The organism is Roseobacter denitrificans OCh 114 (assembly GCF_000014045.1).
Taxonomy (GTDB): Bacteria; Pseudomonadota; Alphaproteobacteria; order Rhodobacterales; family Rhodobacteraceae; genus Roseobacter; species Roseobacter denitrificans.
The window spans coordinates 3,369,895-3,394,297 of the sequence record NC_008209.1 but is presented as its reverse complement, the minus strand read 5'-3'; the positions used below and the strand labels follow the sequence as shown (position 1 = coordinate 3,394,297).

At 57.5% G+C, this 24,403-nt stretch carries 26 protein-coding genes; 12 read left to right on the top strand and 14 right to left on the bottom strand.

The window, feature by feature from the left end:
* Positions 1-267 precede the first annotated feature (267 nt).
* Both RD1_RS20480 and RD1_RS16245 read left to right on the top strand, forming a co-directional pair.
* Complete coding sequence (locus RD1_RS20480) at positions 268-2,709, top strand: methyl-accepting chemotaxis protein (protein WP_011569625.1); 2,442 nt, start codon at positions 268-270, stop codon at positions 2,707-2,709.
* A 960-nt stretch (positions 2,710-3,669) separates the two neighbouring features.
* On the top strand, positions 3,670-4,167 hold the full coding sequence (locus tag RD1_RS16245) for a hypothetical protein (protein ID WP_342751908.1): 498 nt from the start codon (positions 3,670-3,672) through the stop codon (positions 4,165-4,167).
* 21 nt (positions 4,168-4,188) lie between these two features.
* Here the strand turns inward: RD1_RS16245 and RD1_RS16240 are convergent, their stop codons facing one another.
* Positions 4,189-5,208: a ribose-phosphate pyrophosphokinase gene (locus RD1_RS16240; RefSeq protein ID WP_011569623.1), complete on the bottom strand. Its 1,020-nt coding sequence runs from the start codon at positions 5,206-5,208 to the stop codon at positions 4,189-4,191.
* 114 nt (positions 5,209-5,322) lie between these two features.
* On the opposite strand from RD1_RS16240, the gene RD1_RS16235 reads away from it, so the two are divergent.
* Positions 5,323-5,922, top strand: coding sequence for a 2-hydroxychromene-2-carboxylate isomerase (locus tag RD1_RS16235; protein WP_011569622.1), 600 nt, complete (start codon positions 5,323-5,325; stop codon positions 5,920-5,922).
* Positions 5,919-6,701 (top strand): alpha/beta fold hydrolase, encoded by a 783-nt coding sequence (locus tag RD1_RS16230; protein WP_011569621.1) that lies wholly within the window; start codon positions 5,919-5,921, stop codon positions 6,699-6,701. The genes RD1_RS16235 and RD1_RS16230 overlap by 4 nt, the downstream gene beginning before the upstream one ends.
* Here the strand turns inward: RD1_RS16230 and RD1_RS16225 are convergent.
* The 7 genes from RD1_RS16225 to RD1_RS16195 form a co-directional block, all read right to left on the bottom strand.
* Positions 6,687-7,724, bottom strand: a complete 1,038-nt coding sequence (locus RD1_RS16225) for a threonine aldolase family protein (RefSeq protein WP_011569620.1) — start codon at positions 7,722-7,724, stop codon at positions 6,687-6,689. The genes RD1_RS16230 and RD1_RS16225 overlap by 15 nt on opposite strands.
* Positions 7,724-8,194 carry a YcgN family cysteine cluster protein gene (locus RD1_RS16220; protein WP_011569619.1) on the bottom strand — a complete coding sequence of 157 codons (471 nt, stop codon included), beginning with the start codon at positions 8,192-8,194 and terminating at the stop codon, positions 7,724-7,726. The genes RD1_RS16225 and RD1_RS16220 overlap by 1 nt, the downstream gene beginning before the upstream one ends.
* Positions 8,191-9,123, bottom strand: coding sequence for a bifunctional riboflavin kinase/FAD synthetase (locus tag RD1_RS16215; protein ID WP_011569618.1), 933 nt, complete (start codon positions 9,121-9,123; stop codon positions 8,191-8,193). The genes RD1_RS16220 and RD1_RS16215 overlap by 4 nt, the downstream gene beginning before the upstream one ends.
* Positions 9,124-9,183: 60 nt before the next feature.
* Positions 9,184-9,627, bottom strand: a complete 444-nt coding sequence (locus tag RD1_RS16210; protein ID WP_011569617.1) for a MaoC family dehydratase — start codon at positions 9,625-9,627, stop codon at positions 9,184-9,186.
* Between the two features lie 89 nt (positions 9,628-9,716).
* Positions 9,717-10,589: a TIGR01459 family HAD-type hydrolase gene (locus RD1_RS16205; protein WP_011569616.1), complete on the bottom strand. Its 873-nt coding sequence runs from the start codon at positions 10,587-10,589 to the stop codon at positions 9,717-9,719.
* Between the two features lie 88 nt (positions 10,590-10,677).
* Positions 10,678-11,598, bottom strand: coding sequence for a manganese-dependent inorganic pyrophosphatase (locus RD1_RS16200; protein WP_011569615.1), 921 nt, complete (start codon positions 11,596-11,598; stop codon positions 10,678-10,680).
* A 162-nt stretch (positions 11,599-11,760) separates the two neighbouring features.
* A complete protein-coding gene (locus RD1_RS16195) occupies positions 11,761-12,474 on the bottom strand; it encodes a VPLPA-CTERM sorting domain-containing protein (RefSeq protein ID WP_011569614.1) in 714 nt (237 codons plus the stop codon).
* Between the two features lie 268 nt (positions 12,475-12,742).
* Between RD1_RS16195 and RD1_RS16190 the strand changes: the two genes are divergently transcribed.
* From RD1_RS16190 to RD1_RS16175, 4 genes are all read left to right on the top strand, one after another.
* On the top strand, positions 12,743-13,411 hold the full coding sequence (locus RD1_RS16190) for a DUF2161 domain-containing phosphodiesterase (RefSeq protein ID WP_011569613.1): 669 nt from the start codon (positions 12,743-12,745) through the stop codon (positions 13,409-13,411).
* A 181-nt stretch (positions 13,412-13,592) separates the two neighbouring features.
* Positions 13,593-13,904, top strand: coding sequence for a co-chaperone GroES (locus RD1_RS16185; protein WP_011569612.1), 312 nt, complete (start codon positions 13,593-13,595; stop codon positions 13,902-13,904).
* Between the two features lie 55 nt (positions 13,905-13,959).
* A complete protein-coding gene (gene groL / locus RD1_RS16180; protein ID WP_011569611.1) occupies positions 13,960-15,603 on the top strand; it encodes a chaperonin GroEL in 1,644 nt (547 codons plus the stop codon).
* A 212-nt stretch (positions 15,604-15,815) separates the two neighbouring features.
* Positions 15,816-16,664, top strand: coding sequence for a DMT family transporter (locus RD1_RS16175; protein ID WP_011569610.1), 849 nt, complete (start codon positions 15,816-15,818; stop codon positions 16,662-16,664).
* Here RD1_RS16175 and RD1_RS16170 read toward each other — a convergent pair.
* Positions 16,630-17,085, bottom strand: a complete 456-nt coding sequence (locus RD1_RS16170) for an NUDIX domain-containing protein (RefSeq protein WP_011569609.1) — start codon at positions 17,083-17,085, stop codon at positions 16,630-16,632. The two genes, RD1_RS16175 and RD1_RS16170, sit on opposite strands and share 35 nt — an antisense overlap.
* A 99-nt stretch (positions 17,086-17,184) precedes the next feature.
* Between RD1_RS16170 and RD1_RS16165 the strand changes: the two genes are divergently transcribed.
* Positions 17,185-17,955, top strand: a complete 771-nt coding sequence (locus RD1_RS16165; protein WP_085978967.1) for an alpha/beta fold hydrolase — start codon at positions 17,185-17,187, stop codon at positions 17,953-17,955.
* On the top strand, positions 17,942-19,087 hold the full coding sequence (locus tag RD1_RS16160; protein ID WP_044033215.1) for an alpha-D-ribose 1-methylphosphonate 5-triphosphate diphosphatase: 1,146 nt from the start codon (positions 17,942-17,944) through the stop codon (positions 19,085-19,087). Before RD1_RS16165 ends, RD1_RS16160 begins: the two co-directional genes overlap by 14 nt.
* 4 nt (positions 19,088-19,091) lie before the next feature.
* Here RD1_RS16160 and RD1_RS16155 read toward each other — a convergent pair whose 3' ends face one another.
* The 3 genes from RD1_RS16155 to RD1_RS16145 form a co-directional block, all read right to left on the bottom strand.
* Positions 19,092-20,159: a 5-(carboxyamino)imidazole ribonucleotide synthase gene (locus tag RD1_RS16155; RefSeq protein ID WP_011569606.1), complete on the bottom strand. Its 1,068-nt coding sequence runs from the start codon at positions 20,157-20,159 to the stop codon at positions 19,092-19,094.
* Entirely contained in the window at positions 20,152-20,640 is a 489-nt protein-coding gene (purE, locus tag RD1_RS16150) for a 5-(carboxyamino)imidazole ribonucleotide mutase (RefSeq protein WP_011569605.1), read from the bottom strand. The genes RD1_RS16155 and purE overlap by 8 nt, the downstream gene beginning before the upstream one ends.
* 81 nt (positions 20,641-20,721) lie before the next feature.
* Positions 20,722-20,946 (bottom strand): YdcH family protein, encoded by a 225-nt coding sequence (locus tag RD1_RS16145; protein WP_044033214.1) that lies wholly within the window; start codon positions 20,944-20,946, stop codon positions 20,722-20,724.
* 159 nt (positions 20,947-21,105) lie between these two features.
* Between RD1_RS16145 and RD1_RS16140 the strand changes: the two genes are divergently transcribed.
* Together RD1_RS16140 and RD1_RS16135 are read left to right on the top strand one after the other, a co-directional pair.
* Positions 21,106-21,519, top strand: a complete 414-nt coding sequence (locus RD1_RS16140) for an Hsp20 family protein (RefSeq protein WP_011569604.1) — start codon at positions 21,106-21,108, stop codon at positions 21,517-21,519.
* A 4-nt stretch (positions 21,520-21,523) separates the two neighbouring features.
* Positions 21,524-21,748, top strand: a complete 225-nt coding sequence (locus RD1_RS16135; RefSeq protein ID WP_011569603.1) for a DUF1150 family protein — start codon at positions 21,524-21,526, stop codon at positions 21,746-21,748.
* Positions 21,749-21,810: 62 nt separating this feature from the next.
* Here the strand turns inward: RD1_RS16135 and RD1_RS16130 are convergent, their stop codons facing one another.
* Together RD1_RS16130 and trxB are read right to left on the bottom strand one after the other, a co-directional pair.
* A complete protein-coding gene (locus RD1_RS16130; protein WP_105880358.1) occupies positions 21,811-23,130 on the bottom strand; it encodes a cytochrome P450 in 1,320 nt (439 codons plus the stop codon).
* Positions 23,131-23,266: 136 nt separating this feature from the next.
* A complete protein-coding gene (trxB, locus tag RD1_RS16125; RefSeq protein ID WP_011569601.1) occupies positions 23,267-24,244 on the bottom strand; it encodes a thioredoxin-disulfide reductase in 978 nt (325 codons plus the stop codon).
* Positions 24,245-24,403 lie beyond the last annotated feature (159 nt).

The window sequence follows — 24,403 nt, the reverse complement described above, 5'->3', positions numbered from 1 at the left end:
TTTGGACGCGGACTTGAGGAACTGGCAGACGCCAACAAGCGTTTGTGTTTGTCCGGGAACCCTCGCCATGACAGCCATTTACCGCTGTGCTTGGGGTGTTGTCGGTGATCATGCAGGGCCGGAATGACCCGCTGTCATATCGCTCGCTCGTAGGGTCGCTTGGTTTCAAAAAGTATCATTCAGCATGAAATACCAGATATGACGATCAATCTATAATTCACTTTTAGTGATTACGCTCACCAGACGTAGAATAATAGGATGCGTTACATGCGGCTTTCGGTGTTTATTTTGGTTGGTTTTGGTATCATTGGCACCATGTTACTGGCGCTCGGCGGTACTGTGGCGCTGAAATCTGTGCGAGAGTTGCAGGATGTTCGCAGCGCTGCGGTATTCGTCGACACGGAAACCACAGCCATGAGCGCGACGGTCGCCATGTCATTGGAGCGCAGCGTGACGCAGGTGGCTTTGGCGTTTGAGGAACCAATCCCTGCGAACTTCCGCGACCTGATTGACCAACAACGCGCGTTGGCTGACGCGGGGCTCAAAGCGGCGATAGAGATCGCTGAAAGTGCCGCTCATCTTCCGGTCAAGAACACGTTTATCAATCAAACACGGGAAAGCCTTGCGCGCGTAAATGCGATGCGCCGGGAAATTGACAGTCTGCTCAGGGTGAGCCGTTCTGAGCGGGATGCGAAACGCTCATACGAATTGCCGTTTGAGTTGAAAACCGAAGTCATCGCATTGAAAAATGCCACTCAGTTGCTGCGCAACAGGGTGAGCGTTTCGTCTAAAGTAGCGGGGGCATTGCAAGCTGCGCAACTGGGCGCATGGGAAGTCCGGGAATTCGGTGGACGCGCACGGACATATTTCGCGATCGCAACTCTCAACAACGAAGCGATAGGAGAAGTAGATGCTGGTCAGCTTCGGCTTGATCAATCACGGGCGCGAGGTGCATGGAATGCACTACGGAACAAAACCTTGGGGGTCAGCGGGCTTCCGGAAAGCATCGTGAACGATATATCTGCAGCAGAGCAACTCTATTTCAGTGAATATCAGTCTATTCTGGCGGACCTTAAAACGGAATCAGAAGCTGCGCTTGACGGGGCGCCTGTAAACTACAGCATATCATTTGCGGATTTCTTTGAACGCTCCAATGCGGCGTTGGGTGCCATGGAAAACCTGTCACAAGACAGCGGTGAAGCGCTCAATGCCTATTGGACGGGTCGGGAGCGCTCGGCATGGATGATGGCAATTGGAAGCATCGCCGTCGCATTCACCACATTTACAGTGCTTTGTGTGATTTATTTCCAGATACGTGCGCGTGTCGGGGGACTGTTGGGGGCAACATCCCGCATTCTAAAAGCGATGGCCCAAGGTGACTTGGATATCAGAGTTCGGGAAAACCGAAAAGAGCTTGAAGAGATCAAGGACCTGCACAAAGCGGTCATGGCCTTTCGGGAAAAGATGTTGCAGGCGCGTCAGGCAGAAGCTGATGCAGCAGCGCAGCAGCGGGCATTGGAAATACAGAGCGCCCAACAGGAAAAAGACCAGATTGAGCAGCAGGCGGCCCTTGCCGAGAAAGAGAAAGCCGATGCGCAAAAGCGCTATGCGAAAGAGCGCAAGGCGGCAGAAGATATCGCAAAAGTCGTTGAGGCCTGTGCGGCAGGGGATTTTTCGCAGCGCTTGAACATCGAAGACAAGGAGGGCGTTTTTGCAGAAATTTGCGACGGAATGAATAGAATTGGCCAGGCAGCTGATTTGGGATTGGGCGCTGTGCGTCATGCGCTGGACCAGTTGGCAGAAGGAAATCTGTCCCATCGTATGCCCGAAGACTTTGAGGGAATTTTTGCCGAAATAGCGGTCGCCATGAACAATACGACGAACAGCTTGTCCAAAACGATCTCTGACATCTCCGGCTCCTCCAATCTGCTTGACGAGGCATCACATAACATTGCTGAAGCCTCCAAGGATTTGAGCCGTCGGTCACAGAAAAATGCGTCATCGCTTGCGCAATCCGCCGAGGACTTGGCGCAGATGACAAACTCGGTAAGCACCGCGGCGGATGCGGCAAAAACAGCCGGCAGTGCCGTGAAGTCGGTTGAGGAAATGGCCGCATCAGGAAATCAGATCGTTACCCAAACCATTGATGCGATGAATGAAATCAAGTCCTCTTCCGATGAAATCGCCAAAGTGCTGAAGTTGATTGATGATATCGCTTTCCAAACAAACTTGTTGGCCTTGAATGCCGGAGTAGAAGCCGCGCGGGCTGGTGAGCAAGGAAGAGGTTTTGCAGTTGTTGCGACTGAGGTACGAGAGTTGGCGATGCGGTCTTCTCGGGCAGCGCAGGAAATCGCCGATCTTACGAATGTTTCGGCGGATCAGGTCAACCGTGGCGTTGATCTCGTAAATGCTTCTGGCGAAGCCCTGAGCGGCATAGTTTCAGCTGTGGCGGATGCCTCTTCCAAGCTGGAGGATATTGTTATCGCAACAACCGAAACATCAACAGGCATCAGAACAATCTCCAAAGCCACCAGCGATCTGGACGCGGATACCAAGAACAATTCAGTAGTATTTGCAGAGACGGAAACGGCAGTTCAGTCGCTCAGAAGTGTTTCGGTAGATCTGACAAAGTCTGTCGCCGCGTTTCGTTTGCAACCCGGTGCCGCGTTGTCAGACGGTGCGTCAAAAGTAATGCGAAAAACCGCCTGACTCAGCGTTCGTTCGAATTGGCAGGCGCCTCTGCCTTGACGGTGGACTTCGCCGGGAAGCAGGCATGATCACACGGAATAAGTCCCGTGGGGTCAAGATTAAGGTGGGTTTTGGTTGAGCAAAAAAATTCGATATGACAGGCGCACCCTAAGCAGTGCGAGGATCACAAAGAAATCGTGAACTGGAATGGTGTCCGTACGCCAGAAAAAGAGCGAGGTCCGGCTCGGCCTGCGCACAAGCTGTGTCGCCACCCATTGCAATTGGTTCGGTGGTCGATATTGGTTTCGCAGATCAGGGCGAACGTCTCTTTCAGGTGTACAAATGGGGCCGTGGTGGGACCTGACATCGCAATAGAAAAAGAGGCGGTCGCATCGGCGGATTTGTCTTTCGCAAACTGGATTACAGTATCTGCGCGAACGTCGACTTAATGCCTCGAAAACCCGCGGACAACAGCGCAATTGAATCTGCTCAACAGAAAGTTGAAGGCGTTGTGTTTGATCGCGCAGCGGCTCATTCATCCAGAAAATGCGCGAAAATGTCTGTAGTATTGACGTGGGCGCCACAACGAAGCCAATCCCTACAGCACTAGCCGTCCGATCGCTGTGCAATATCCCGATAGCGTCACCGACCTGTCATCGTGAGACTGCTCTGCAATCCGCTCCCGACGGTCCGAGCTTCGAAAGCAAGAACTCTAATCGACAGTCCCTTGTTGTGAACGAGCGGCCTGTTGAGGCGCAGGTCAGAAACGGTGCATGTGCGTACCGAAACAAAAGAAATGTTACGGCCAATCCGCCGATTTCTTTTGCTGTCTTTCATTTTGCGGCTGCGCTTTTCGCGTTATTCCCTTAGTTTACTCGCACAATAGGGCAGGCAGGGTGTTATATGCGGCGATTACTAAATCTGTTTGGACTGCTCGTGGCAGTTGTTTTTGTGACGGCTTGCGCACCAGCACCCAGAGACGTGACACAAAACGATATCAATATGCTTGCACGTGAGATACGCAACCTCAGCCCAAATGTTGACCCGCAAGAGGCCGACCGCGCCGCTCATATTGCTTATACCTACTCGCTGCAATTGGCCGAAGAGTATAACGTCACCGACATCCCGATCATCCACAACGCCAAGGTTAACAACGGATGGCGCGCGCGCGGATTGTGCGTCCACTGGGCGGAGGATATTCAAAAGCGACTGAATGCCGAAGACTTTCAGACACTTGAGATGCACCGCGCAATTGCCGAAGGAAATGAGCTTCGGATTGACCATAGCACGGCGATCATCAGCGCGCGCGGTGAGACGATGAACGACGGTATCGTTTTGGACCCATGGCGCACGGGTGGATTGCTTTATTGGTCGCCAACGCTGGAGGATCAACGCTACTTCTGGGAGCCGCAGCAGCTTGTTCTGGAACGCAAATACCAGGCGAAAATAGCGCGCGAGGCCGGCAGCGCCCCGCGTTAAGCCCCGACCGACTTTGCGACCCTATTCGGCCGCGTACATTCCATCGTAGATCGGGCCGAGCGTTTCCGCTTCAAACAGCGACGATACGGACGTGCCGTTCCAAATGTTCAGGATGGCTTGCGCAAAAACAGGTGCTGTTGGCACGATCCTGATATTGGTTGCCTCTTTCACGGCATCTGTGGGTGCGATGGTGTCTGTGATCACAAGCGATTTCATTACAGAATTCGTGACGCGCTCAACCGCCGGTCCGGACATGATGCCATGCGTGATGTAGGAATGCACCTCTTTTGCGCCATGTTCGATCAGCACCTGCGCGGCCTTGCACAGCGTACCCGCCGTGTCACACATGTCGTCGACGATGATGCAGGTTTTGCCTGTCACATCGCCAATCACTTTCATCTCGGCAATTTCGCCAGGCTTTTCGCGTCGCTTGTCTACGATCGCAAGCGGGGAATTGATGCGTTTGGCCAGCTCCCGTGCACGCGCGACCCCGCCCACGTCGGGGGAAACAATCATGAGTTCATCCATCCGGCCTTTGAACTCACTCTTGATATCAAGGGCAAAGATGGGCGAGGCATAAAGGTTATCAACCGGTATATCGAAAAACCCCTGAATTTGCGCGGCATGCAGGTCCATGGTCAAAACCCGCTCGATACCTGTCCCGACCAGCATGTTGGCCACCAGTTTCGCGGTAATGGGCGTGCGCGCCTTGGTTCGGCGATCTTGCCGCGCATAGCCGAAATAGGGCAGCACCGCCGTGACCCGCGCCGCGGAAGAGCGTCGCAGGGCATCCGCCATGATCAACAATTCCATCAGGTTGTCATTGGCCGGGTTGGACGTGGATTGAAGGATGAACATATCCTCGCCGCGCACATTCTCGAACACTTCGACAAAAATCTCTCCGTCATTGAACCGCTCAACCCGCGCGTCGACCAGTCCGACAGGGACGCCACGGTGCATGCTCATGCGTCGCGCGATACCCTGCGCGAGGGGCATATTTGCATTTCCAGAAATCAGCTTGGGTTCTTGGACGTGTGGCATGGGAGGTGTTTCCGAGATTAGGAAGAGGGAATTGTGACAGATTCGTGATGTTGACTTCACCTAACACGGCCTTACCAATCGGCAAAGAACCCAAGGCCACAAGGAAACGTAAAAATGGCACATATCGATTTGTTTTTCTCAACACTGTCGCCCTATGCCTACTTGGCCGGGAACCGGGCCGAAGAGGTTGCAGCGAAACACAATGCGACGATTACCTACAAACCGCTCGATATCATGGCGCTTTTCGCGCGCACAGGCGGGACAGCGCCAAAAGACCGGCACGTGAGTCGCGTGGAATACCGCGCGCAGGAACTTGTGCGCCAAGCCGCCAAGCTGGGGTTGGCCTTCAACCTCAAACCTGCACATTGGCCCACCAATGGGGCGCCGTCCTCCTATGCGTTCATCGCAGCGCAAAACGCAGGGGGCGGCGATCTGGGCAAGCTGATGTTTGCGATCACCCGCGCCGTCTGGGCCGAAAACAAGGATATTGCCGAGGACGGCGTGGTGCGAAGCTGTCTGTCCGAGGCCGGGTTTGATCCAGCACTTGCAGACAGCGGATTGCTTGAGGGGGCCGAAACCTACGCGGCCAACCTTGAAGAGGCGGTGGAACGGGGCGTGTTCGGCTCCCCCTTTTACATCACGGATCGTGATCAGCGTTTCTGGGGGCAGGACCGGATTGACGATCTGGATGCGGTGCTTGCGGGAAAAATGTGAGCGCAGGTACAAGACGTTTTGGTGACGGGGCGCGCAAGGCGCTGGCCATCCATTGCAGCCTCGCACATTCTGGCGCGTGGCGGGGTTTGGGGCAGGTTATCGGGGAAAAACTGTCCCTGACCGCGATTGATCTTCCGGGGCACGGGACCAGCCCGGCGTGGGACCGGCAATGTGATTTAACCGCCCTGTCCCTCAGTGATGCCGCGCCATATCTCACTGAACCGGTCGATGTGATTGGCCATTCCTACGGGTCTGTCGTTGCACTGTTGCTGGCTGTGTCGCGGCCGGAAATGGTCAGATCGCTGACCCTCATTGAGCCCGTGTTCTTTGCGATTACCAAAGTGGATGCGCCGGACGCGCTGGCGCGGTTCATGCATGTTTCAAAACCCTATGAAGCGGCGCTGCACAAGGGCGATTGGGAGGATGCGGCCCGTGCGTTCAACCGGCTTTGGGGCAGTGGCGTTGCATGGGCGGATATTCCAGCTGCGACCCGGCGCTACATGACCGACCGTATGCATCTTATCCCTGCGCAACATGCTGCCATTCTTGACGACAGCCATGCGCTTCTTGCGCCCGGGCGGCTGGCACGGGCGCGGATGCCGGTGTTGCTGATCAAGGGCGCACAAAGTCCGGAAATCGCGGGTTCGATCGTCGATGCGCTGGCGCACCGTTTGCCCGATGCGCGCAGCGTGACGATCGCGGGGGCAGGGCATATGTCGCCGATCACGCACCCAGAGGCCGTGGGGCAAGCGCTTCTGTCGTTTCTAAAAATGGCTTAGGAACTCAGCGATGTGTTCTTCGCTCAGGGACCAATCACAAACGAGGCGGGCGGCGAGCAACGCGTCCGGGTCATCCCCTTCCAGATTTCCGGACCAGATGTAGTATTTCGCGCCCGCGTCATGCAGGCGCTGGTGTATCCGGCGCGGGAAACTTGCGAAAATCATATTGGCATCAGGCGCATGGAGGAAATGCGCGCCTTTTTCCAACAGCCCCGCGCTGAGCTGTGCCGCGCGCGCATTGGATTGGCGCGCCATATCCAGCCAGATATCGTTTTTCAGATACCCTTCCATCTGGGCAGATAAAAAGCGGTGTTTTGAGAAAAGATGCGCGCCCCGTTTGCGGCGCAATTCGAATTCCCAGGCTTTGTCAGGGTCAAAGAAAACGACGGCCTCCACCCCCAGACAGCCGTTTTTCGTACCCCCAAAGCTGACGACATCGACGCCGCGTTTCCACGTCATTTCAGCAGCCGAACATTCCAGCGCCACCATGGCATTTGCAAACCGTGCCCCGTCCAGATGCACAGGCAGACCATAGTGTTTTGCAACATCCGTGAGGGAGGTAATCTCATCAAGGGTGTAGACACCGCCGCGTTCCGTGACCTGTGTGATCGAGACGGGACCACGCTGCGGCCCGTGCACGCCGCGGCTTTCCTCTGTTTCGATTGATGACCGCAGTGCATCCGGTGTCATCCTGTCCGAACCGGGCACGAGGGTGAGTTTGCTGCCCGCACTGTAAAATTCAGGCGCGTTGCATTCATCCTCGTGGATATGCGCCACTGGTGAGCAGAAAACCGTCTGCCACGGCTGACCATAACACGCCAGCGCCAGCGCATTGGCCGCTGTGCCAGTGGCGACCAGATAGACCGCCGCATCCGGGGCTTCAAAGACATCGCGCATCCTGTCACGCACGCGTTCCATGATCGGGTCTGCGCCGTAGGGCATAGCGTAGCCTTCATTGGCAGCCAGCACATGTTCCATCACTTGCGGGTGTGCGGGTCCGGTGTTGTCAGAGGCGAGATACATCAGGACGGCTCCTCAATGATATGTTCTTCCCATTCGTCCTGCGGGACATCGAATTCGCTCAGTGTGATGCCACGCACCGAGATGCCCGCGTCATGGACGGATTGCGCCGTGCCTGAGATCAGCGGGTGCCAGTCAGGCAGCGCATCGCCTTGCCACAAGAGGCGATAGGCGCAGGTTTGGGGCATCCAATAGGCGTGGGTGTCGAGGTTGTCAGGTTTGAGAACAATGCAGTCAGGCACGAATTGGTGCCGGTTTTCATAATGCGCGCAGCGGCAGCTGTCATCATCCAGCAGGCGGCAGGCGATGCGCGTGAGGGCCACCTCGCCGGTGTCTTCGTCCTCAAGTTTGTTCAGGCAGCATTTCCCGCATCCATCGCACAGTGCTTCCCACTCGCGCTGGTTCATCGCGGACAGCGGCTTGCGCTCCCAATAGCGGTCCTTGAGGCCCTTGCGGTCAATCGGGTCGCTCATAAAGCGTCCAGAATGGTGCGCGCGGCGGTGCTGTCCTGATCCATTTGCGCAATCAACGCATCCAGCCCGTCGAATTTGAGTTCTGGCCGCAGATGTTCCACCAATGCAACCGACAAGGGCGTGCCGTAAAGATCGCCGGAAAAGTCGAAGATGAAAGTTTCCAGATTGGGGCGGTTTTCGCCAAACATGGGGCGCACGCCCATTGAGGCAACGCCGTGATAGCTGCCCGCATGCGCCCCGTCGAGCACGTCAACCAGCACGGCATAAACACCAAAGGCCGGAGGGTGCAGACCGTCAATCGACATGTTCGCGGTCGGATAGCCCAGTTCGCGGCCGCGTTGCTCCCCGCCGATCACGGGCCCTTCGATCCGGTGCCAGTGGCCCAGCATCTCGGCGGCCTCACGGGGCTTGCCCGCACTCAGCGCGCTGCGGATGGCCGTTGAGGACACGGTGATGTCGGAGCGTGCCATCAGCGGTGCCACCGTGACGTCAAACCCCATGGTCTGGCCGAAACGCCTGAGGTCATCAGCCGTCCCGCTGCGCCCTTTGCCAAAGCAGAAATCCGCACCGACGATGACATGTTTCAGCCCGAACCCCTCGTGGATGACGCGCACGGCGAAGTCCTCGGGGGTCAGGCTGGCGAGGGCGGCGTTGAAGTTCACTTCGTAGAGGATATCCACACCGAGTTTTTCCAACCGGCTGGCGCGTGCCTCGCGGCTCATCAGCCTGAAGGGCGGTGCGTCGGGGGCAAAAAACGCGCGCGGGTGTGGCTCAAACGTCAGGATACCCAAAGGGGCATCCGGCGCGACGCTGCGCGCAAGGTCGATAACGGATTGATGCCCTAGGTGGACGCCGTCAAAATTGCCAATCGCAGCGCTGGCGCCACGATGCTCGGGTTCAACGAATTGGTAATCGCGCAGTATTTTCATGCGCCCTGCGTAGCCCGCAGCGTGAAAACACGCAAGCGCCGTGCGGGGTGCGCGTGATGCTTAGTCGAACTTGCGTGACGGCGCCATCACGGTCGCTTCGCCGACCAGCACCTTCTTGCCATCAACCGCGCAGTGACATTCCATTTTGACCCGCCGTTTTGCGGGGTCGATGTCAATGACCTTGACCTCTGCGTAGACCATATCGCCGGGACGCACGGGCGCGAGGAACTTGAGCGATTGCCCCAGATAAACCGTGCCGTGCCCGGGCAATTGTTCCCCGATCACGGCTGAAATCAGACCTGCGGTCAGCATACCGTGCGCGATGCGCCCCTCGAAAATCGTGTCCCGCGCGTAATCATCGTCAAGGTGCACCGGGTTACGGTCGGTTGAGATCTGCGCGAACATCTCGATATCTTCATCGGTCACAACCTTGTTCAGGTGGCGCGACATGCCCATTTCAATGTCTTCAATGCAGATTGTTCCGCGTGGCAGATTGTCCAACATGATGACCCTTCCGGTAATTTTCTAACAGCTAAGCGATAAGTCTTGAAACTTTATTACTTTGCGCGCGCAGAAAATCAAGCAAAAAGACGTCAGCGCAGGAAGCCGATTGTGAAGGTGGGGTTGGATTTTTCGTTATTCAGGTAAGTTTCAAGGGCTTGCGCATCGGGCTGGTGCCCGGTTTTGGTTTCCCGGGCCGCCAATCCCCCTGAAATGAACAGGGAATCAATGTCTTCGCCCATGGCGCCTGCGATGTCCGTCAGCACGCCATCGCCAATGGCCAGAATACGACCGTCGGGGATATCGACGTTCAACTCGGCCAGACGGCGGCGCGCCAGATCATAGATCGGGGGATGCGGTTTGCCGAAATAAAGGCTCTCTCCGCCCATTTTCTCGTACAGCTTGGCAAGTGCACCGGCACACCATTCGCGCGTCTCGCCGCGATCAACAATGATATCCGGGTTGGCACAGAGCAGTTTCAGCCCAAGCTGCTTGGCCATCAGAAACTGCGGGCGCATCACCGCAGGGTCGGCCAGACTGTCGAAGGGACCCGTGCAAACCATACCTTCGGCTTGGTTAAGTTCGACGCGTTCGATATCGACAGGGGTCTCCGACAGGAGCAGGGGTTCGAAAAACTTCAGATCCGTGGGCGGGCCGATGTGCCAGACCTTCTGACCCACGACACCGCGATAAAGAGCGGCGCGCGCGCTGTCACCCGAGGTCGCGATCGTGTCCCAGGAATCGTCCGGCACGCCGAAATGCGCCAGCTGTTTCTGAACCCCGGCGCGCGGGCGGGGCGAGTTGGTGACAAGCACGACCTTGCCCCCTTGCGCGCGGTATTCCTGCAAGGCCGCGACCGCTTCGGGCAGAGCCTGCACACCGTTATGGACACAGCCCCAGAGGTCGACAAAAAGCGCGTCATACTGCGCCGATACATCCGAAAGGGCCGAGATAATGCGTGTCATGGTCAGATCCTTTGCAGATAAAAAGACTGTCGGCCAGCGCGGGCGAACCGACGCTGGCCGACAAGTGAAAAGGCACGCGGCCCTGTGATCAGATTTTCAGGTTCGGAATGATTTGTTTCTTGCGGCTCATGATGCCGGGCAGGACGACAGTATCCGCATCGACCGTTGCGCCAAAGCTCTTTTCCGCGACGGTTTTCACTGTGTCATTCGGGACCAGAAGCGTTGCTTCTTCATTGAGGATGTCCACAACGAACAACAGAACCTCGTCTGCACTGTCCTCTTTGGCCACACCGGGCATGGCCGCCATCAGCGCATTCTTGCGATCAAGGACCTGTGCAGGCGACGTGGTTTCCAGCACGGAGACACGGAATTGCTTGCCGCCCACGGCGTATTCCTTGCTGTCCATACGCAGCAGTTCAGCCTCGGAAAAGGCGGAGACGTCGGATTTCGCGGCGAACAATGCGCTGGCGTAGGTCGGAATATCGACGCCCAGGTCTTTGGCCAGATCATGGGCGATGGCCTTGTCTTCCTGCGTCGTGGTGGGGCTGCGGAATTCGAGCGTGTCTGACAGGATGCAGGACAGCATCGCGCCTTTGATCGACGTTGGCATCTGGGCCATATCCTTGCCGATCATCTTCCACATCAATGTCGCGGTGCAGGCCAGCGGTTCAATTCTGATGTCAATCGGACCCTTGGTTTCAAGGCCGCCCACCAGTTTATGGTGATCAATGATCTGCGTGATATCGGCGTCGTTGATGTTGTCGGGCAGCTCAGCGGGGTTGTTGGTGTCCACGATGACAACGGGCGTATCGCTTGCCAATTCTGAAATGATTTCCGGCTTATCCAGCGACCAGTGATCCAGCATGAAAAGCGCTTCGGTATTCGGTTCCCCCAGCAGAACCGGCTTGGCCTCTGTTCCCTTGATGGTGTTGAGGTACCACGACCAGATGATCGGGGATCCGGTACTGTCGGTGTCGGGGGATTTATGGCCAAAAACGAGGGTTGTCATGAGATGATCCATTCATACGCAATTTGAGTGTTGCGCGCCTTATAACACCGTCCTGCGGCTTGTCACCCCATCAATGCTGCGGCGCGGCATTTTTACTTGGCTGAATGGCGGACATGAAAAAACCGCGCCCTAATTGGGCGCGGCCTTGTCACTTTGGCGGGTTCAGCTTTTGCGGCGGCGCGCGGCGGCCAGACCGCCAATACCTGTCAGCAAAAGCAACATGCCGGCAGGCAAAGGCACCGGTGCGAGATCTACGTTGATATCGCCCTGTCGGCCGGCAAGGCTCGAAATGTCCGATGCGTTATTGGTGCAAAAAGTGCCGCAGTTGCTCGACGTAACAGCGATTTTGAACCAGTTCGCCATGCCCAGGTTTTCGTTCTTGTTGTTTGCGCCGCGGATTCCCGCTGCCGGGCTTGACCCGACTTGCGTGGCGTCACTTCCATTTTCCGGCAACCGCGTCACGCTGAGGTTCAAACCAGCCAGAATTCCGGTGCCCATCATCGTGCCACCGGTCAAATTGCGCAGTATCGTATCGGGCGCCGATGCTGATCCGTTTTCGCTTTTGAACGTCGGTGTGAACGCCGTGCCGCCAGCCGTTTCAAAAACATTATTGTAATCGAAGCTGATGACGAAACCCGCGTTCGCATTGTCTTGTGAAATGACGGTGCCGGACAGGTTCATCGTGCCATCGCCCAAAACGCTTAGAAGCCCGTCGGGCGAAAAGTCGAAGTCACTGCCAATGGCGCCGCCAAGGCCGTTTTGGATCCACAAGCTATGGTCTGATGTTTGCGTTCCCGATCCAATCGCAGAGGATGCTCGGTAGTCGCCAGAAATCACACCCGCCGATCCGGCGCCCGCGATTATTGTAGCTGCCATTGCAGCCGCTATCGTTGTTCTAATTTTCATGGTTTGATTGTCCCAGTTTCGTTAACTTTATTTTTTAATTATTCGTTAACCCTACACCCTCCGGGCCGCCGCCAGAACAAAATAGTGCATAACTCAAAGTTGAATGAGCCCTTATTCTATGGTTTTTCAACCGCAGGTGGCTGCCTTGGCGCTGGCGACCAGTGACACCAAACCCCGGCTGTGGACATATCTGTTTTGAGTTTTCGCGTGCCAATGAACGGCATGCCAGAGGAAAAACATGCGAGAGACTGACTTGTATCCGCCGATAAAATCCTTGCTCGAAGGGCAGGGGTATCGTGTCAAGTCCGAGATCGGGGCGGTGGATGTGGTTGCGCTGCGCGGGGATGAGCCGCCGGTTGTGGTCGAGTTGAAAACGGGGTTTTCCCTGGCGCTGTTTCATCAATGCATCGCGCGTCAGGCGGTGACGGATGACGTCTATCTTGCGGTTCCGAGGTTGGCCGGCAAGCGGTTTGCCAGATCTCTGAAAGAGAATGTCGCCCTTGCGCGGCGTTTGTCGCTGGGTGTGATTACGGTGCGTCTGTCTGATGGTCTGGTTGAGGTGCATTGCGACCCCGGACCCTATCGGCCGCGCAAATCGAAAAAACGCCAGTCGGCCCTGTTGCGCGAGTTTGCGCGCCGTGCGGGGGACCCGAATGAAGGCGGGCAGACCCGCGCGGGGCTGATAACCGCCTATCGGCAGGATGCGACCAAGATTGCGCTTTACCTGTTTGAGGTCGGGGCGTCGAAAGGGGCCGAGGTTGCACGCGAAACAGGCGTTGTGAACGCGACGCGTATCATGCGGGATGACCACTATAACTGGTTTGAAAAAGTGGCAACCGGTGTCTATGGACTGACCTCTGCAGGGGCGGAAGCCGTGGCGCTGACGCCTCGGGTTTTGGGTGATTGAGTCCTGAAAAGCAGAAGTGTTCGAGATTGGGAAAAATTTGCGGACGTCGCTGTTGACTCGTATCGCGCCTATCCCTAACTACAGCGCGTTAGCACTCGTACCGAATGAGTGATAACGACGGCATTCCACAGGAACGAGGATGCTGTCTGGGAGAAACTTTGAGCCTTAAGGAGCTGCAAAGATGACATTCAAACCACTTCATGACCGTGTTTTGGTGCGCCGCGTTGAAAGCGAAGAGAAAACTTCCGGCGGATTGATCATCCCCGAAAGCGCGAAAGAAAAACCCGCAGAGGGCATCGTTGTTGCCTGCGGTGAAGGCGCGCGCAAGGACAGCGGCGAACTGATCGAGATGGCCGTATCCGAAGGTGATAAAATCCTCTTTGGCAAATGGTCCGGAACAGAAGTCACCCTCGACGGTGAAGAGCTGTTGATCATGAAAGAGAGCGACATCCTCGGGATCATCGCAGCCGCGGCAGAAGCCAAAGCGGCCTGAAAGCCCCGGATTGTCTGATCCAACGCTGAACACTTAATTTAAACGGAGAACAAAAATGGCTGCTAAGGACGTCAAATTCGACACCGATGCCCGGAACCGTATGCTCAAGGGTGTGAACATCCTGGCCGACGCGGTTAAAGTTACACTTGGCCCAAAAGGGCGTAACGTCGTTCTGGACAAATCTTTCGGCGCACCGCGCATCACCAAGGACGGTGTGTCCGTGGCAAAAGAGATCGAACTGGAAGATAAGTTCGAAAACATGGGCGCGCAGATGGTGAAGGAAGTCGCTTCCCGCACCAACGACGAAGCAGGCGACGGCACAACAACCGCCACTGTTCTGGCGCAGGCCATCGTCAAGGAAGGTCTGAAGTCGGTTGCCGCTGGCATGAACCCGATGGACCTAAAGCGTGGTATTGATCTGGCGACTGTCAAAGTTGTCGCTGCGATCAAGGACGCCGCACGTGAAGTCAGCGACAGCGCAGAAGTTGCACAGGTCGGCACGATCTCTGCCAACGGCGAAGCTGAAATCGGTCAGCAAATCGCGGATGCGATGCAGAAAGTCGGCAACGAGGGTGTGATCACCGTCGAGGAAAACAAAGGTCTGGAAACAGAAACAGACGTGGTTGAGGGCATGCAGTTCGACCGCGGGTATCTGTCGCCTTACTTTGTCACCAACGCCGACAAGATGACCACAGAGCTGGAAGACTGCATCGTGCTGCTGCACGAAAAGAAACTGTCCTCCCTGCAGCCAATGGTTCCCCTGCTGGAGCAGGTGATCCAGTCGCAAAAACCGCTTCTCATCATTGCTGAGGATGTCGAAGGCGAAGCGCTGGCAACTCTGGTTGTCAACAAGCTGCGCGGCGGTCTGAAAATCGCAGCTGTCAAAGCACCTGGTTTCGGCGATCGCCGCAAAGCCATGCTGCAGGACATCGCGATCCTCACAGGTGGTCAGGTCATCTCCGAAGATCTGGGCATGAAGCTTGAATCCGTGACAATGGACATGCTGGGCTCGGCCAAGAAAATCCAGATCACCAAAGACGAGACAACAATCGTTGATGGCGCTGGCGAGAAAGCCGAGATCGAAGCACGTGTCGCTCAGATCCGCACGCAGATCGAAGAGACCACATCCGACTACGATCGTGAAAAGCTGCAGGAACGTGTTGCCAAACTGGCAGGCGGTGTTGCTGTGATCCGCGTTGGTGGCATGACCGAAGTGGAAGTGAAAGAGCGTAAGGATCGCGTTGATGACGCGCTGAACGCCACACGCGCTGCCGTGCAAGAAGGCATCGTCGTTGGCGGTGGTGTTGCGCTGGTACAGGCTGGCAAGCACCTTGAGGGTCTGACCGGTGACAACAACGACCAGAACGTCGGCATCAGCATCGTGCGCAAGGCGCTCGAAGCACCTCTGCGTCAGATCGCGGAAAACGCAGGCGTCGACGGATCCGTCGTCGCAGGCAAGATCCGTGAAAGCGACGATCTGAAGTTCGGCTTCAACGCCCAGACTGAAGAATATGGTGACATGTTCGCGTTTGGTGTGATTGACCCGGCGAAAGTTGTGCGCACTGCCCTGCAGGACGCGGCATCTATCGCAGGTCTCTTGATCACAACCGAAGCCATGGTCGCAGATCGCCCAGCCAAAGAGGGCGCAGCACCAGGCGGCGGCATGCCCGACATGGGCGGCATGGGCGGCATGATGTAATCATGCCATACCTGACGGTATGAACTATGGGGGCGCGCCAGAGATGGCGGGCCCCTTTTTCTATCGCGCACGGGTCTGCGCGGGCGTGGTCCACGGGCTTGCGCGGGACGCGCGCGATGGTCCCCCTCTTTCCCTCGATACGCTTCCAGTATAGGCAGTTGCCCATGCCAAGGCGCATCAACGGACCGCAGGTTCAGCATCAGGGAACGGCCATGCGCTTGTTTTTCGTCACCAGTTTCACGATGATCGCCTTTGCGTCGAATTCCATCCTGACCCGTATGGCGATTGAACCGGGGCACATCGACCCCATCAGCTTTGCCTTGATCCGCGTTCTTGCCGGGGCGGCGCTGCTGTGTGGTCTTGTGCTGATGAAGGGCGCAAAGGTGCCCGTGCGCGGGCGTGCGCGCCTGATTGGAGCGGTGAGCCTTTGCATCTATATGATCGGCTTTTCAGTGGCTTACATCACACTTGATGCGGGGCTTGGGGCGCTCATCCTCTTTGGGGTTGTGCAGATTTCCATGTTTACCTACGGGGCTGTCTATGGGGTCACGCCGACCCTGCGCCAGTTGATGGGGGCGGGAATTGCCTTTCTGGGGCTGGTTGTCGCGCTCTGGCCGGAACCGGGTGACAGCGGCGGGATACTGGGGGCTGCGAGCATGATCTGTGCCGGGCTTGGCTGGGCCGCCTATACGATCAGCGGAAAATCCGAAGCCAACCCGCTGGCGGCGACCGCAGCGAATTTTCTGATTTGCCTGCCGATATTGTTGATCCTGACCTTCGCCTTTATCGAACAGGCCTCGGGTATCGGCGTTTTGCTGGCGATCCTGTGTGGGGCGCTGACTTCTGGTCTGGGCTATGCGCTGTGGTACAGTGTGCTGCCAAGCCTGCAGCAAAGCGTCGCCGCTGTCGTTCAACTGAGCGTGCCGATCATCGCGATCCTCGCTGGGGCCCTGGTGCTGAATGAACGCCTTACCCTCGAAATCGCAGTGGCGGCGGCACTTGTTGTCGCGGGCATCGGCCTTGCGGTCACAAAACAATCGTCTCCAGCGGATCGTAGCTGAATGCCATCTCGTCCCCGAACGCGACCGGAAACAGGCTGTCGGGTTTCACCCTGTGGTTTTTCATCTCCTCCGGTGATGCCCAGACCCATTGGGAGACGATGTTTTCCGGATCATTCCAGTCGGGGTCAATCGTGTCGCTGCCCGACAATGTGCACCGAAAGAATACCTCGATCTGGTGAAAGCCCGTATCGGGGTCGTGAAACTCGTTGATGAGGCAGGGGGCACCGACCTCGATGCGCAAGCCGGTTTCTTCATGGACTTCGCGCGCAAGGTTCTGCGGCAGCGAGGTGCCGACGTGCACCCCACCACCGGGCGCACAAAGCAGCGTGCTTTTGCCGTCAGGCCAGGCGTTTACCAGAAGAATACGGTTGTTCCTGACGATGATCGCGCGTGCCGCAATTCTTGGTGATTTTGGGCGCATTCGTGCAAATTCCTGTCAAACAGCGTTACGTCGTCCTTTTTAATGGCGCACAATAGCTCTATCTGACAGCCTATGAAACGCGTCTTCTTATCTGTTTTGATGGTTGCGAGCTTTTGGGCAACGCTCGGGGCGGCGGATGTGCAAAACCGATGTGTCGTCCTGTTGCATGGGCTGGCGCGCACCGAACTCTCCTTTGCGCTGATGGAGGCGGCCCTCGCCTCAGAGAACTACCGCGTGGTGCGTCCCGGATATCCGTCAACAGAGGCACCTGTCGAAGAACTGGTTGCCAGAACCCTGCCGGATGCGGTGGCCGCCTGCGGGGATGTGCCCCGCGTCGATTTTGTGACCCATTCCATGGGTGGCATTTTGCTGCGCCAATGGGCGGCCGAGGTCGGCTCTGACAGGATCGGCCGCGTCGTGATGCTGGGCCCGCCCAATCAAGGCAGCGAGGTGGTCGATGCTTTTGACGACATCGAAGCCTTCGGCTGGATCAACGGCCCTGCAGGCGAACAGCTTGGCACCGGGCCGAATGATCTGCCGCGCAGCCTGCCGCCTGTGAATTTTGAATTGGGGGTCATTGCGGGGGACCAGTCGATCAACCCCTATTTTTCGACACTCCTGCCCGGCGCGGATGACGGCAAGGTCGCCGTTTATTCAACGCGTGTAGCGGGCATGAAAGATCATATCATTCTGCCTGTTACGCATACCTTCATGATGAACAGCCCGACGGTGATCGGTCAGGTCATGGCGTTTCTGAACACAGGTGCTTTTGACCAGAGCATCACGTGGTTTGACACGATACTGGATCAACTGGGCTGTCCGGATGGCAGTTGCGTGCCGGGTGTGGGGGATCAGATTGGAAGACCTTAGATTTGTCGGTGGCGACGTGCTCGGCCCTGTGGGCATGCATAACGACCCGCTTTGCATGAGCGATGGCATGATTTGCGCGCAAGGGGCAGGGCGCGATGTGGACCTCAGCGGCTATATGGTGCTGCCGGGTATTATCGACGTGCATGGCGATGGTTTTGAGCGTCACCTCGCGCCGCGTCGTGGCGCGATGAAAGAAATGGCCGAAGGGTTGATTGCCACGGAAACCGAACTCGCCGCCAATGGGATTACGACGGGGGTACTGGCGCAATTCGTCAGTTGGGAGGGCGGATTGCGCGGTCTCACTTTTGCAGATCAGGTGTTCCGCGCGATAAAGGAAACTGCGCCCAAGCTGGTCACGGACCTGCGGGCGCAATTGCGGCTGGAGACGCATTTGCTGGACCTTTATCCGGATATTCCGGAAAAGATGATGCAGTGGGGCGTTGAATACATCGTTTTCAACGATCACCTGCCGCATGCGCGTCTGGCGCAGGGTCGCCAACCGCCCCGCATGGTCGGGCAGGCGCTCAAGGCCGGGCGTAACCCGGATGTGCATTTTCAGATGATGATGGATTTGCATGCGCACTCAGACGATGTACCGGTGGCGCTGGATGGTCTTTGTGCGCAACTGAGCGCGCAGGGTATCCGCATGGGCAGCCATGACGATGCGCAAAAATCAATACGGGACGACTGGCATGAGCGCGGCGCGCATATCGCCGAATTCCCCGAAACGCTTGAGGCTGCCAAGGCCGCGAAAGCCAAGGGGGATCTTGTGGTTCTGGGCGCACCGAATGTGGTGCGCGGGGGCTCACACAAGGGCAACGCCAGCGCCGTTGATCTGATCGCGCTTGGCCTGTGTGATGCCATCGCGTCAGATTACCACTATCCCAGCCCGAGGCGCGCGGCGCTGATGCTGGCGAAAACCGGGCTTGCCTCTTTTGCTGATGCGTGGGGGCTTGTGTCCTGCGGCCCGGCAAAGGTTCTGGGTCTTGAGGATCGCGGCGTGCTGTCGCCCGGAAAACGCGCTGATCTGGTAATCCTTGACAGAGAAACCCGGCGCGTCGCGGCGACGCTGGTCAAAGGGCGAATCAGCCATATGGCAGGCGATGTCGCGACCCGATTTTTCGCCGCCTGAGCGATCAGCGTGCGATACGGTTCACATGGCCCATTTTGCGCCCCGGTTTGACGTCAGCCTTGCCATAAAGATGTAAGGCTGCGCCGCTTTCGCGTGCAATTTCTGCGACGCGGTCCATATCGTCGCCGATCAGGTTTTCCATGACCACATCCGAATGGCGCGTTCCGTCGCCCAAAGGCCAGCCTGCGATCGCGCGGATATGCTGTTCAAACTGGTCGATGGCGCAGCCGTTCTGCGTCCAATGCCCCGAATTATGCACCCGTGGTGCAATTTCATTCACGATCAGACCTTGGGGCGTCACGAAAAGCTCAACCCCCAACACGCCAACATAATCGAGAGCGTTCAATATCTTCGCGGCCATCAATACGGCATCTGTGCGCTGTGTGGCGCTAAGGGATGCAGGGACGGTCGTCGTGTGCAGAATGCCGTTTTTGTGGATGTTTTCGCCGGGATCGAAACAGGCCACATCGCCATTGACGCTGCGCGCGGCAATGACGGAGACTTCGCGGCTGAAGGTCACAAACCCTTCGAGCACGGCAGGCTGATCTGCCATCGCCGCCAGTGCCGCAGGCTGGTCGTCAGGCGTGTTCAGCTTGGCCTGACCTTTGCCATCATAGCCAAAGCGACATGTTTTGAGGATTGAGGGGGTGCCGATCTGATCGACCGCCTTTTGCAGGCTCGCAGCATCGTTCACCGGCGCAAAGGGAGCCACTTGCAAGCCCAGACCCTCAAGATATGCCTTTTCGATCAGGCGGTCCTGACTGACGCGCAGGGCTTCGCGTTCCGGTCTTATCGGGGTGATGGCCTCGATCGTATCCAGCGCGTCGGTGGGGATGTTCTCGAACTCATATGTGACCACATCAACGGAGCGTGCAAATGCGATCAACGCTTCCGTGTCACTGTAAGCTGCGGTTGTCAGCCGGTGCGCGGTGTGGCTTGCGGGGGGCTCAGCACCGGGCTCAAAGACATGTGTCTTGAGGCCAAGACGGGCCGCCGCCACGGCCAGCATCCGGCCCAGCTGCCCGCCACCCAGGATCCCGATGGTGGATCCGGTCTTCAAGGGTTCATTCATCAACGGGTTCCTCAGGGATGGAGGCAGAAAGTGCAGCGCGCCATGCGTCCAGACGTGCCGCAAGGTCGGCATCGTTGAGCGCAAGGATTCCTGCGGCCATCAGCCCGGCGTTCTTGGCACCGGCGGCCCCGATTGCCATTGTCGCGACCGGATAGCCGCGCGGCATCTGCAGGATCGAATAAAGCGAATCAACACCGGACAGGGCCTGTGTCTGCACAGGGACCCCGATGACCGGCACGCGCGTTTTTGATGCCATCATGCCGGGCAGATGGGCCGCGCCCCCGGCACCGGCGATGATCACCTGCAAGCCCCGGTCCACGGCGGTGACGCCATAGTCCCAGAGCCGATCCGGTGTGCGATGGGCCGAAACGATACGTTTTTCATACGCAACGCCAAGATCATCCAGCACCAGTGCGGCCTCACGCAGGGTTGGCCAATCCGACTGGCTGCCCATGATTATTCCGACAGAGGGAGGTGTCATTGAAAAGGGCCCCTTGCGCCTGATATTTCTAAATCCGGACTATAATCAAACGGATGGGGTGCGCAATGCACCGGGCATGCCTCAGGCGATGATATCCGGGGTCAGACGGTCTTCGATCCGCGCGATGATGTCTTTCAACAGCAGCTTGCGCTTTTTCAGGCGCTGCAGGGTCAGCTGATCGGCTGTTCCCTGCTCGACCAGTGCATGAATTGCATCGTCCAAATCGCGATGCTCACGACGGAAAACTGCAAGCTCGACCCGCAGGACTTCATCCGTTTTCATCGACAGATCGGTAGGCGCATTCATGGGACTGTGATTCCGTTGACCGTTTCGCCGCATAATAAGCGATAACCCTTTGAGCGCATAGCCCTTGCTTTGCGCGACAAGCCTTCCCATATTGATGTTAGCCGGTTGCCTCAAAGGGGCCGGCGCTGACTGTCGCTTAATCCTAAAAGGACGTGTCGCATGACAAAAATGACCTTGGCGTCTTATCCCCACATGTTGGGATTTGAACAACTCGAACGTTTGCTGGAACGCACGGCGAAAGCCGGCAACGAAGGCTACCCTCCGTTTAACATCGAACAGACGTCGGAGTTTTCGTACCGCATCACACTGGCTGTGGCGGGTTTTTCCGAAGACGATCTGTCGATCACCGTTGAGGACCGCCAGCTGGTCATCCGGGGGCGTCAGACAGATGACAACGAGGGCCGTGTTTTCCTGCACAGAGGGATCGCCGCGCGCCAGTTCCAGCGCAGTTTTGTGCTGGCTGAGGGCGTGGATGTGGGGGAGGCCGTGATGGAAAACGGTCTGCTGCATCTGGATCTGAGCCGGGAAAAAACACCGACTGTCGTTCAGACCATCAACATCAAGAAGGGGTAAGACCATGCAGGAACCGTTTGAAACACCATCACGCGACAACCGTATCGTTTACGTCAAAACAGTTGATGTGAGCGATCTGCCGACCGAAGTGCAGGGCAAGATCGAAGGGCTTGAGCAGCTTTATGCGGTGCACGACAGTGACGGGCAGCAATTGGCGCTGGTCGCGGACAGAAAACTGGCCTTTGTGCTGGCGCGCCAGAATGATTACGCTCCGGTGCCGGTGCACTGACCCTAGACAGTTGAGCCTTGGTGAAAGCCGCGACGCATGCCGCGGCTTTTTTTGTGTCCGCCCTACCGCGCGGGCAAAAGAACGGGCAACCCGCCTTTGGGCTTTGGAATAGGCATTCTGTGCCATTCCGGCGCGCCGCCGGGCAGTTCTATCCTGCGTTGACGCAAGAGTGTCGCGATGAACAGTTTTACCTGCATCGTAGCAAAATGCATGCCGATGCATTTATGCGCGCCGCCGCCAAAGGGCGTCCATGCGAAACGGTGGATGCGGTCCTCTGCCCGGTCTGGTGCAAAGCGGTCGGGATCAAACTGTGTCGGATTTGAAAACAGCTCTGGTGAGAGCATTGTCACCCCGGGGTTCAGCGCAAGCGAGGTCCCAGCGGGGATGTCATAGCCGTGCCAGTGAAAATCCCGTGTGGCCATGCGCGGGATGAACGGGACGGGCGGCACCAGACGCAGGGCTTCGCGGAAAACCTTGTCTGTTTCCTTCATCTGACCCAGCGCTTCCTCGTCCAGATCGCCATCGCCCAAGCCATCCACTTCGTCGATCAGGCGCTGTTGCCAATCGCCATGTGTCCCCAGCGCCGCCATGATCACGGTCAGGGATGTGGCGGTGGTATCATGTGCTGCCATGATCAACAGGTTGAAATGGTTGAGGATTTCGTCTTCGCTCCAGCCCTTGCCGTCTTCATCCTTGGCCATGCACATCTGCGAAAAGAAATCGTCCCCGCCGCGGGCACGTCGTTCCGGGATCATCTTGCGGAAGGTTTCGCGCAGAAAATCGCGCCCGCGGATGCCGCGCCACATCGGGGTAAAGGGGATCGCGGTTCGGATTGGTGTGACAGAGGCGCGGATTTCATCGGTGATCGCCCGGTTGATCTGTTTGGCCAGATCACCGTCGAGCGGCAGGCCCATGAACACGGCGCCCCCCATGCGCAGGGTCAGGTCCTTGATCGCTTCGTAAAAGTCGAAAGGTGCATCTTTGGGCCAGTGTTGCAACAGATCAAGCATGATCTCGCCCATTCGCATGCGGTAATCGCGGATGGCCGAGGCGCGAAACGCGGCGGTGAGTATGCGACGGTCCTGCCGGTGTTTGTCAAAGTCCTGCAGGATCAACCCGCCGGGATAGATGCGGCGCAGCGCATCCCACCCTCCGGTCGAAGAGAAAATCTTGTCCTTGTCCAGCAGCACATGTTGCAAGGCATCCGGCCCACAGAGGTTCACCCGCCACACACCCAGCATTTTGGTTTTGTAAACAGGGCCGTAGCGCTTGATGTAGTCTTGCTGCGTGCCATAGCTGTCCCGGGCGATTTTCAGCGTATGGCCGATCAGGGGCGGCGTCGGCGGGCCGGGAATATGGGACAGGGCGGCTCGGGTGGGCATGTTGGACCTCGCTTTAAAGGGCCGCAAAGGCGGCATATCCAGCGTTATCCATAAGGCGGGTGAGCGTGCCCTTAACCCACCGTACGCACGCAACACCCGGCAGGGGTGCTGCGTTTGCTTTCAAGCAGTGCCAGAGTTATTCGGCGGCGACGCCCTCGTCGGCCTGCGCTTCGGCATCCTGTGCGGCGAGAAACTTTTCGGCCTCAAGGGCGGCCATACATCCCATGCCCGCAGAGGTCACAGCCTGACGGTAAATATGATCCGTCAAATCACCCGCCGCAAAGACTCCGGGAATGGAGGTTTCGGTGCTGTCCGGCTTGGTCACCACATAGCCGCCCATATGGGTTTCGAGCACGTCCTTGACCAGTTCATTGGCCGGGGCATGACCGATGGCCACGAAGACACCTTTCGCCGGGATTTCGGTGATTTCTGAGGTTTTGGTGTGCCTTACGCGGATCGCTTCGACGCCGAGCGGGTTTTCCGTACCGACGACCTCATCCAGTTCGTGGAACCACAGGGGTTCGATCTTGGGGTTTTTCATCAGCCGGTCGATCAGGATCTTTTCCGCCCGTAACTCATCACGGCGGTGCACCAGCGTCACCTTGGAGGCGAAATTTGTCAGGAACAACGCCTCTTCGACGGCGGTATTGCCCCCGCCGATCACCGCAATCTCCTGCCCCCGGTAGAAAAACCCGTCACAGGTGGCACAGGCGGACACGCCGAAGCCTTTGAATTTTTCCTCTGACGGCAGGCCCAGCCATTTGGCCCGCGCGCCGGTGGCCAGAATGACCGCGTCGGCGATATAGGTGGTGCCGCTGTCGCCCTTGGCCACGAACGGGCGTTGTTCAAGGTTCAGATCCGTGATGATGTCACCGATGATCTCGGTGCCCATGGCCTTGGCGTGATCCTGCATGCGGATCATCAGATCGGGGCCCTGAACCTCGCTGTCGCCGGGCCAGTTCTCCACCTCGGTGGTTGTCGTCAACTGTCCGCCCGGTTCAATACCCTGCACCAGAATGGGTTCGAGCATCGCGCGGCTGGCATAAACGCCAGCGGTATATCCGGCAGGTCCGGACCCGATGATTAGAACGCGTGTGCGCCGTGTGTCGCCCATAAGAATCCCCGATCTCACTGATTGCAGCGCGTTTGGATATATAGATGCATCAGGCGCTCTTAAACCCCTCATCTGCCGTGATCCTGCGCAGTGACGGGGATGTGAGAGAAAGAATATTGCGCAATTGTGAAATATTATTGCGCATGCCCGCGTCGGTGG

Coding starts and splice junctions, on each gene's coding strand:
- purE (WP_011569605.1), bottom strand. CDS start 20,640: ATGACACCTCCCTCTGTCGGAATAATCATGGGCAGCCAGTCGGATTGG.
- RD1_RS20480 (WP_011569625.1), top strand. CDS start 268: ATGCGGCTTTCGGTGTTTATTTTGGTTGGTTTTGGTATCATTGGCACC.
- RD1_RS16225 (WP_011569620.1), bottom strand. CDS start 7,724: ATGTATCTCGCCTCTGACAACACCGGACCCGCACACCCGCAAGTGATG.
- RD1_RS16200 (WP_011569615.1), bottom strand. CDS start 11,598: ATGACAACCCTCGTTTTTGGCCATAAATCCCCCGACACCGACAGTACC.
- RD1_RS16210 (WP_011569617.1), bottom strand. CDS start 9,627: ATGTTGGACAATCTGCCACGCGGAACAATCTGCATTGAAGACATTGAA.
- RD1_RS16165 (WP_085978967.1), top strand. CDS start 17,185: ATGGTTGCGAGCTTTTGGGCAACGCTCGGGGCGGCGGATGTGCAAAAC.
- RD1_RS16220 (WP_011569619.1), bottom strand. CDS start 8,194: ATGAGCGACCCGATTGACCGCAAGGGCCTCAAGGACCGCTATTGGGAG.
- RD1_RS16235 (WP_011569622.1), top strand. CDS start 5,323: ATGGCACATATCGATTTGTTTTTCTCAACACTGTCGCCCTATGCCTAC.
- RD1_RS16190 (WP_011569613.1), top strand. CDS start 12,743: ATGCGAGAGACTGACTTGTATCCGCCGATAAAATCCTTGCTCGAAGGG.
- RD1_RS16170 (WP_011569609.1), bottom strand. CDS start 17,085: ATGCGCCCAAAATCACCAAGAATTGCGGCACGCGCGATCATCGTCAGG.
- RD1_RS16175 (WP_011569610.1), top strand. CDS start 15,816: ATGCGCTTGTTTTTCGTCACCAGTTTCACGATGATCGCCTTTGCGTCG.
- RD1_RS16240 (WP_011569623.1), bottom strand. CDS start 5,208: ATGCCACACGTCCAAGAACCCAAGCTGATTTCTGGAAATGCAAATATG.
- RD1_RS16215 (WP_011569618.1), bottom strand. CDS start 9,123: ATGAAAATACTGCGCGATTACCAATTCGTTGAACCCGAGCATCGTGGC.
- RD1_RS16155 (WP_011569606.1), bottom strand. CDS start 20,159: ATGAATGAACCCTTGAAGACCGGATCCACCATCGGGATCCTGGGTGGC.
- RD1_RS16140 (WP_011569604.1), top strand. CDS start 21,106: ATGACAAAAATGACCTTGGCGTCTTATCCCCACATGTTGGGATTTGAA.
- trxB (WP_011569601.1), bottom strand. CDS start 24,244: ATGGGCGACACACGGCGCACACGCGTTCTAATCATCGGGTCCGGACCT.
- RD1_RS16135 (WP_011569603.1), top strand. CDS start 21,524: ATGCAGGAACCGTTTGAAACACCATCACGCGACAACCGTATCGTTTAC.
- RD1_RS16130 (WP_105880358.1), bottom strand. CDS start 23,130: ATGCCCACCCGAGCCGCCCTGTCCCATATTCCCGGCCCGCCGACGCCG.
- RD1_RS16145 (WP_044033214.1), bottom strand. CDS start 20,946: ATGAATGCGCCTACCGATCTGTCGATGAAAACGGATGAAGTCCTGCGG.
- groL (WP_011569611.1), top strand. CDS start 13,960: ATGGCTGCTAAGGACGTCAAATTCGACACCGATGCCCGGAACCGTATG.
- RD1_RS16205 (WP_011569616.1), bottom strand. CDS start 10,589: ATGACACGCATTATCTCGGCCCTTTCGGATGTATCGGCGCAGTATGAC.
- RD1_RS16185 (WP_011569612.1), top strand. CDS start 13,593: ATGACATTCAAACCACTTCATGACCGTGTTTTGGTGCGCCGCGTTGAA.
- RD1_RS16195 (WP_011569614.1), bottom strand. CDS start 12,474: ATGGCAGCTACAATAATCGCGGGCGCCGGATCGGCGGGTGTGATTTCT.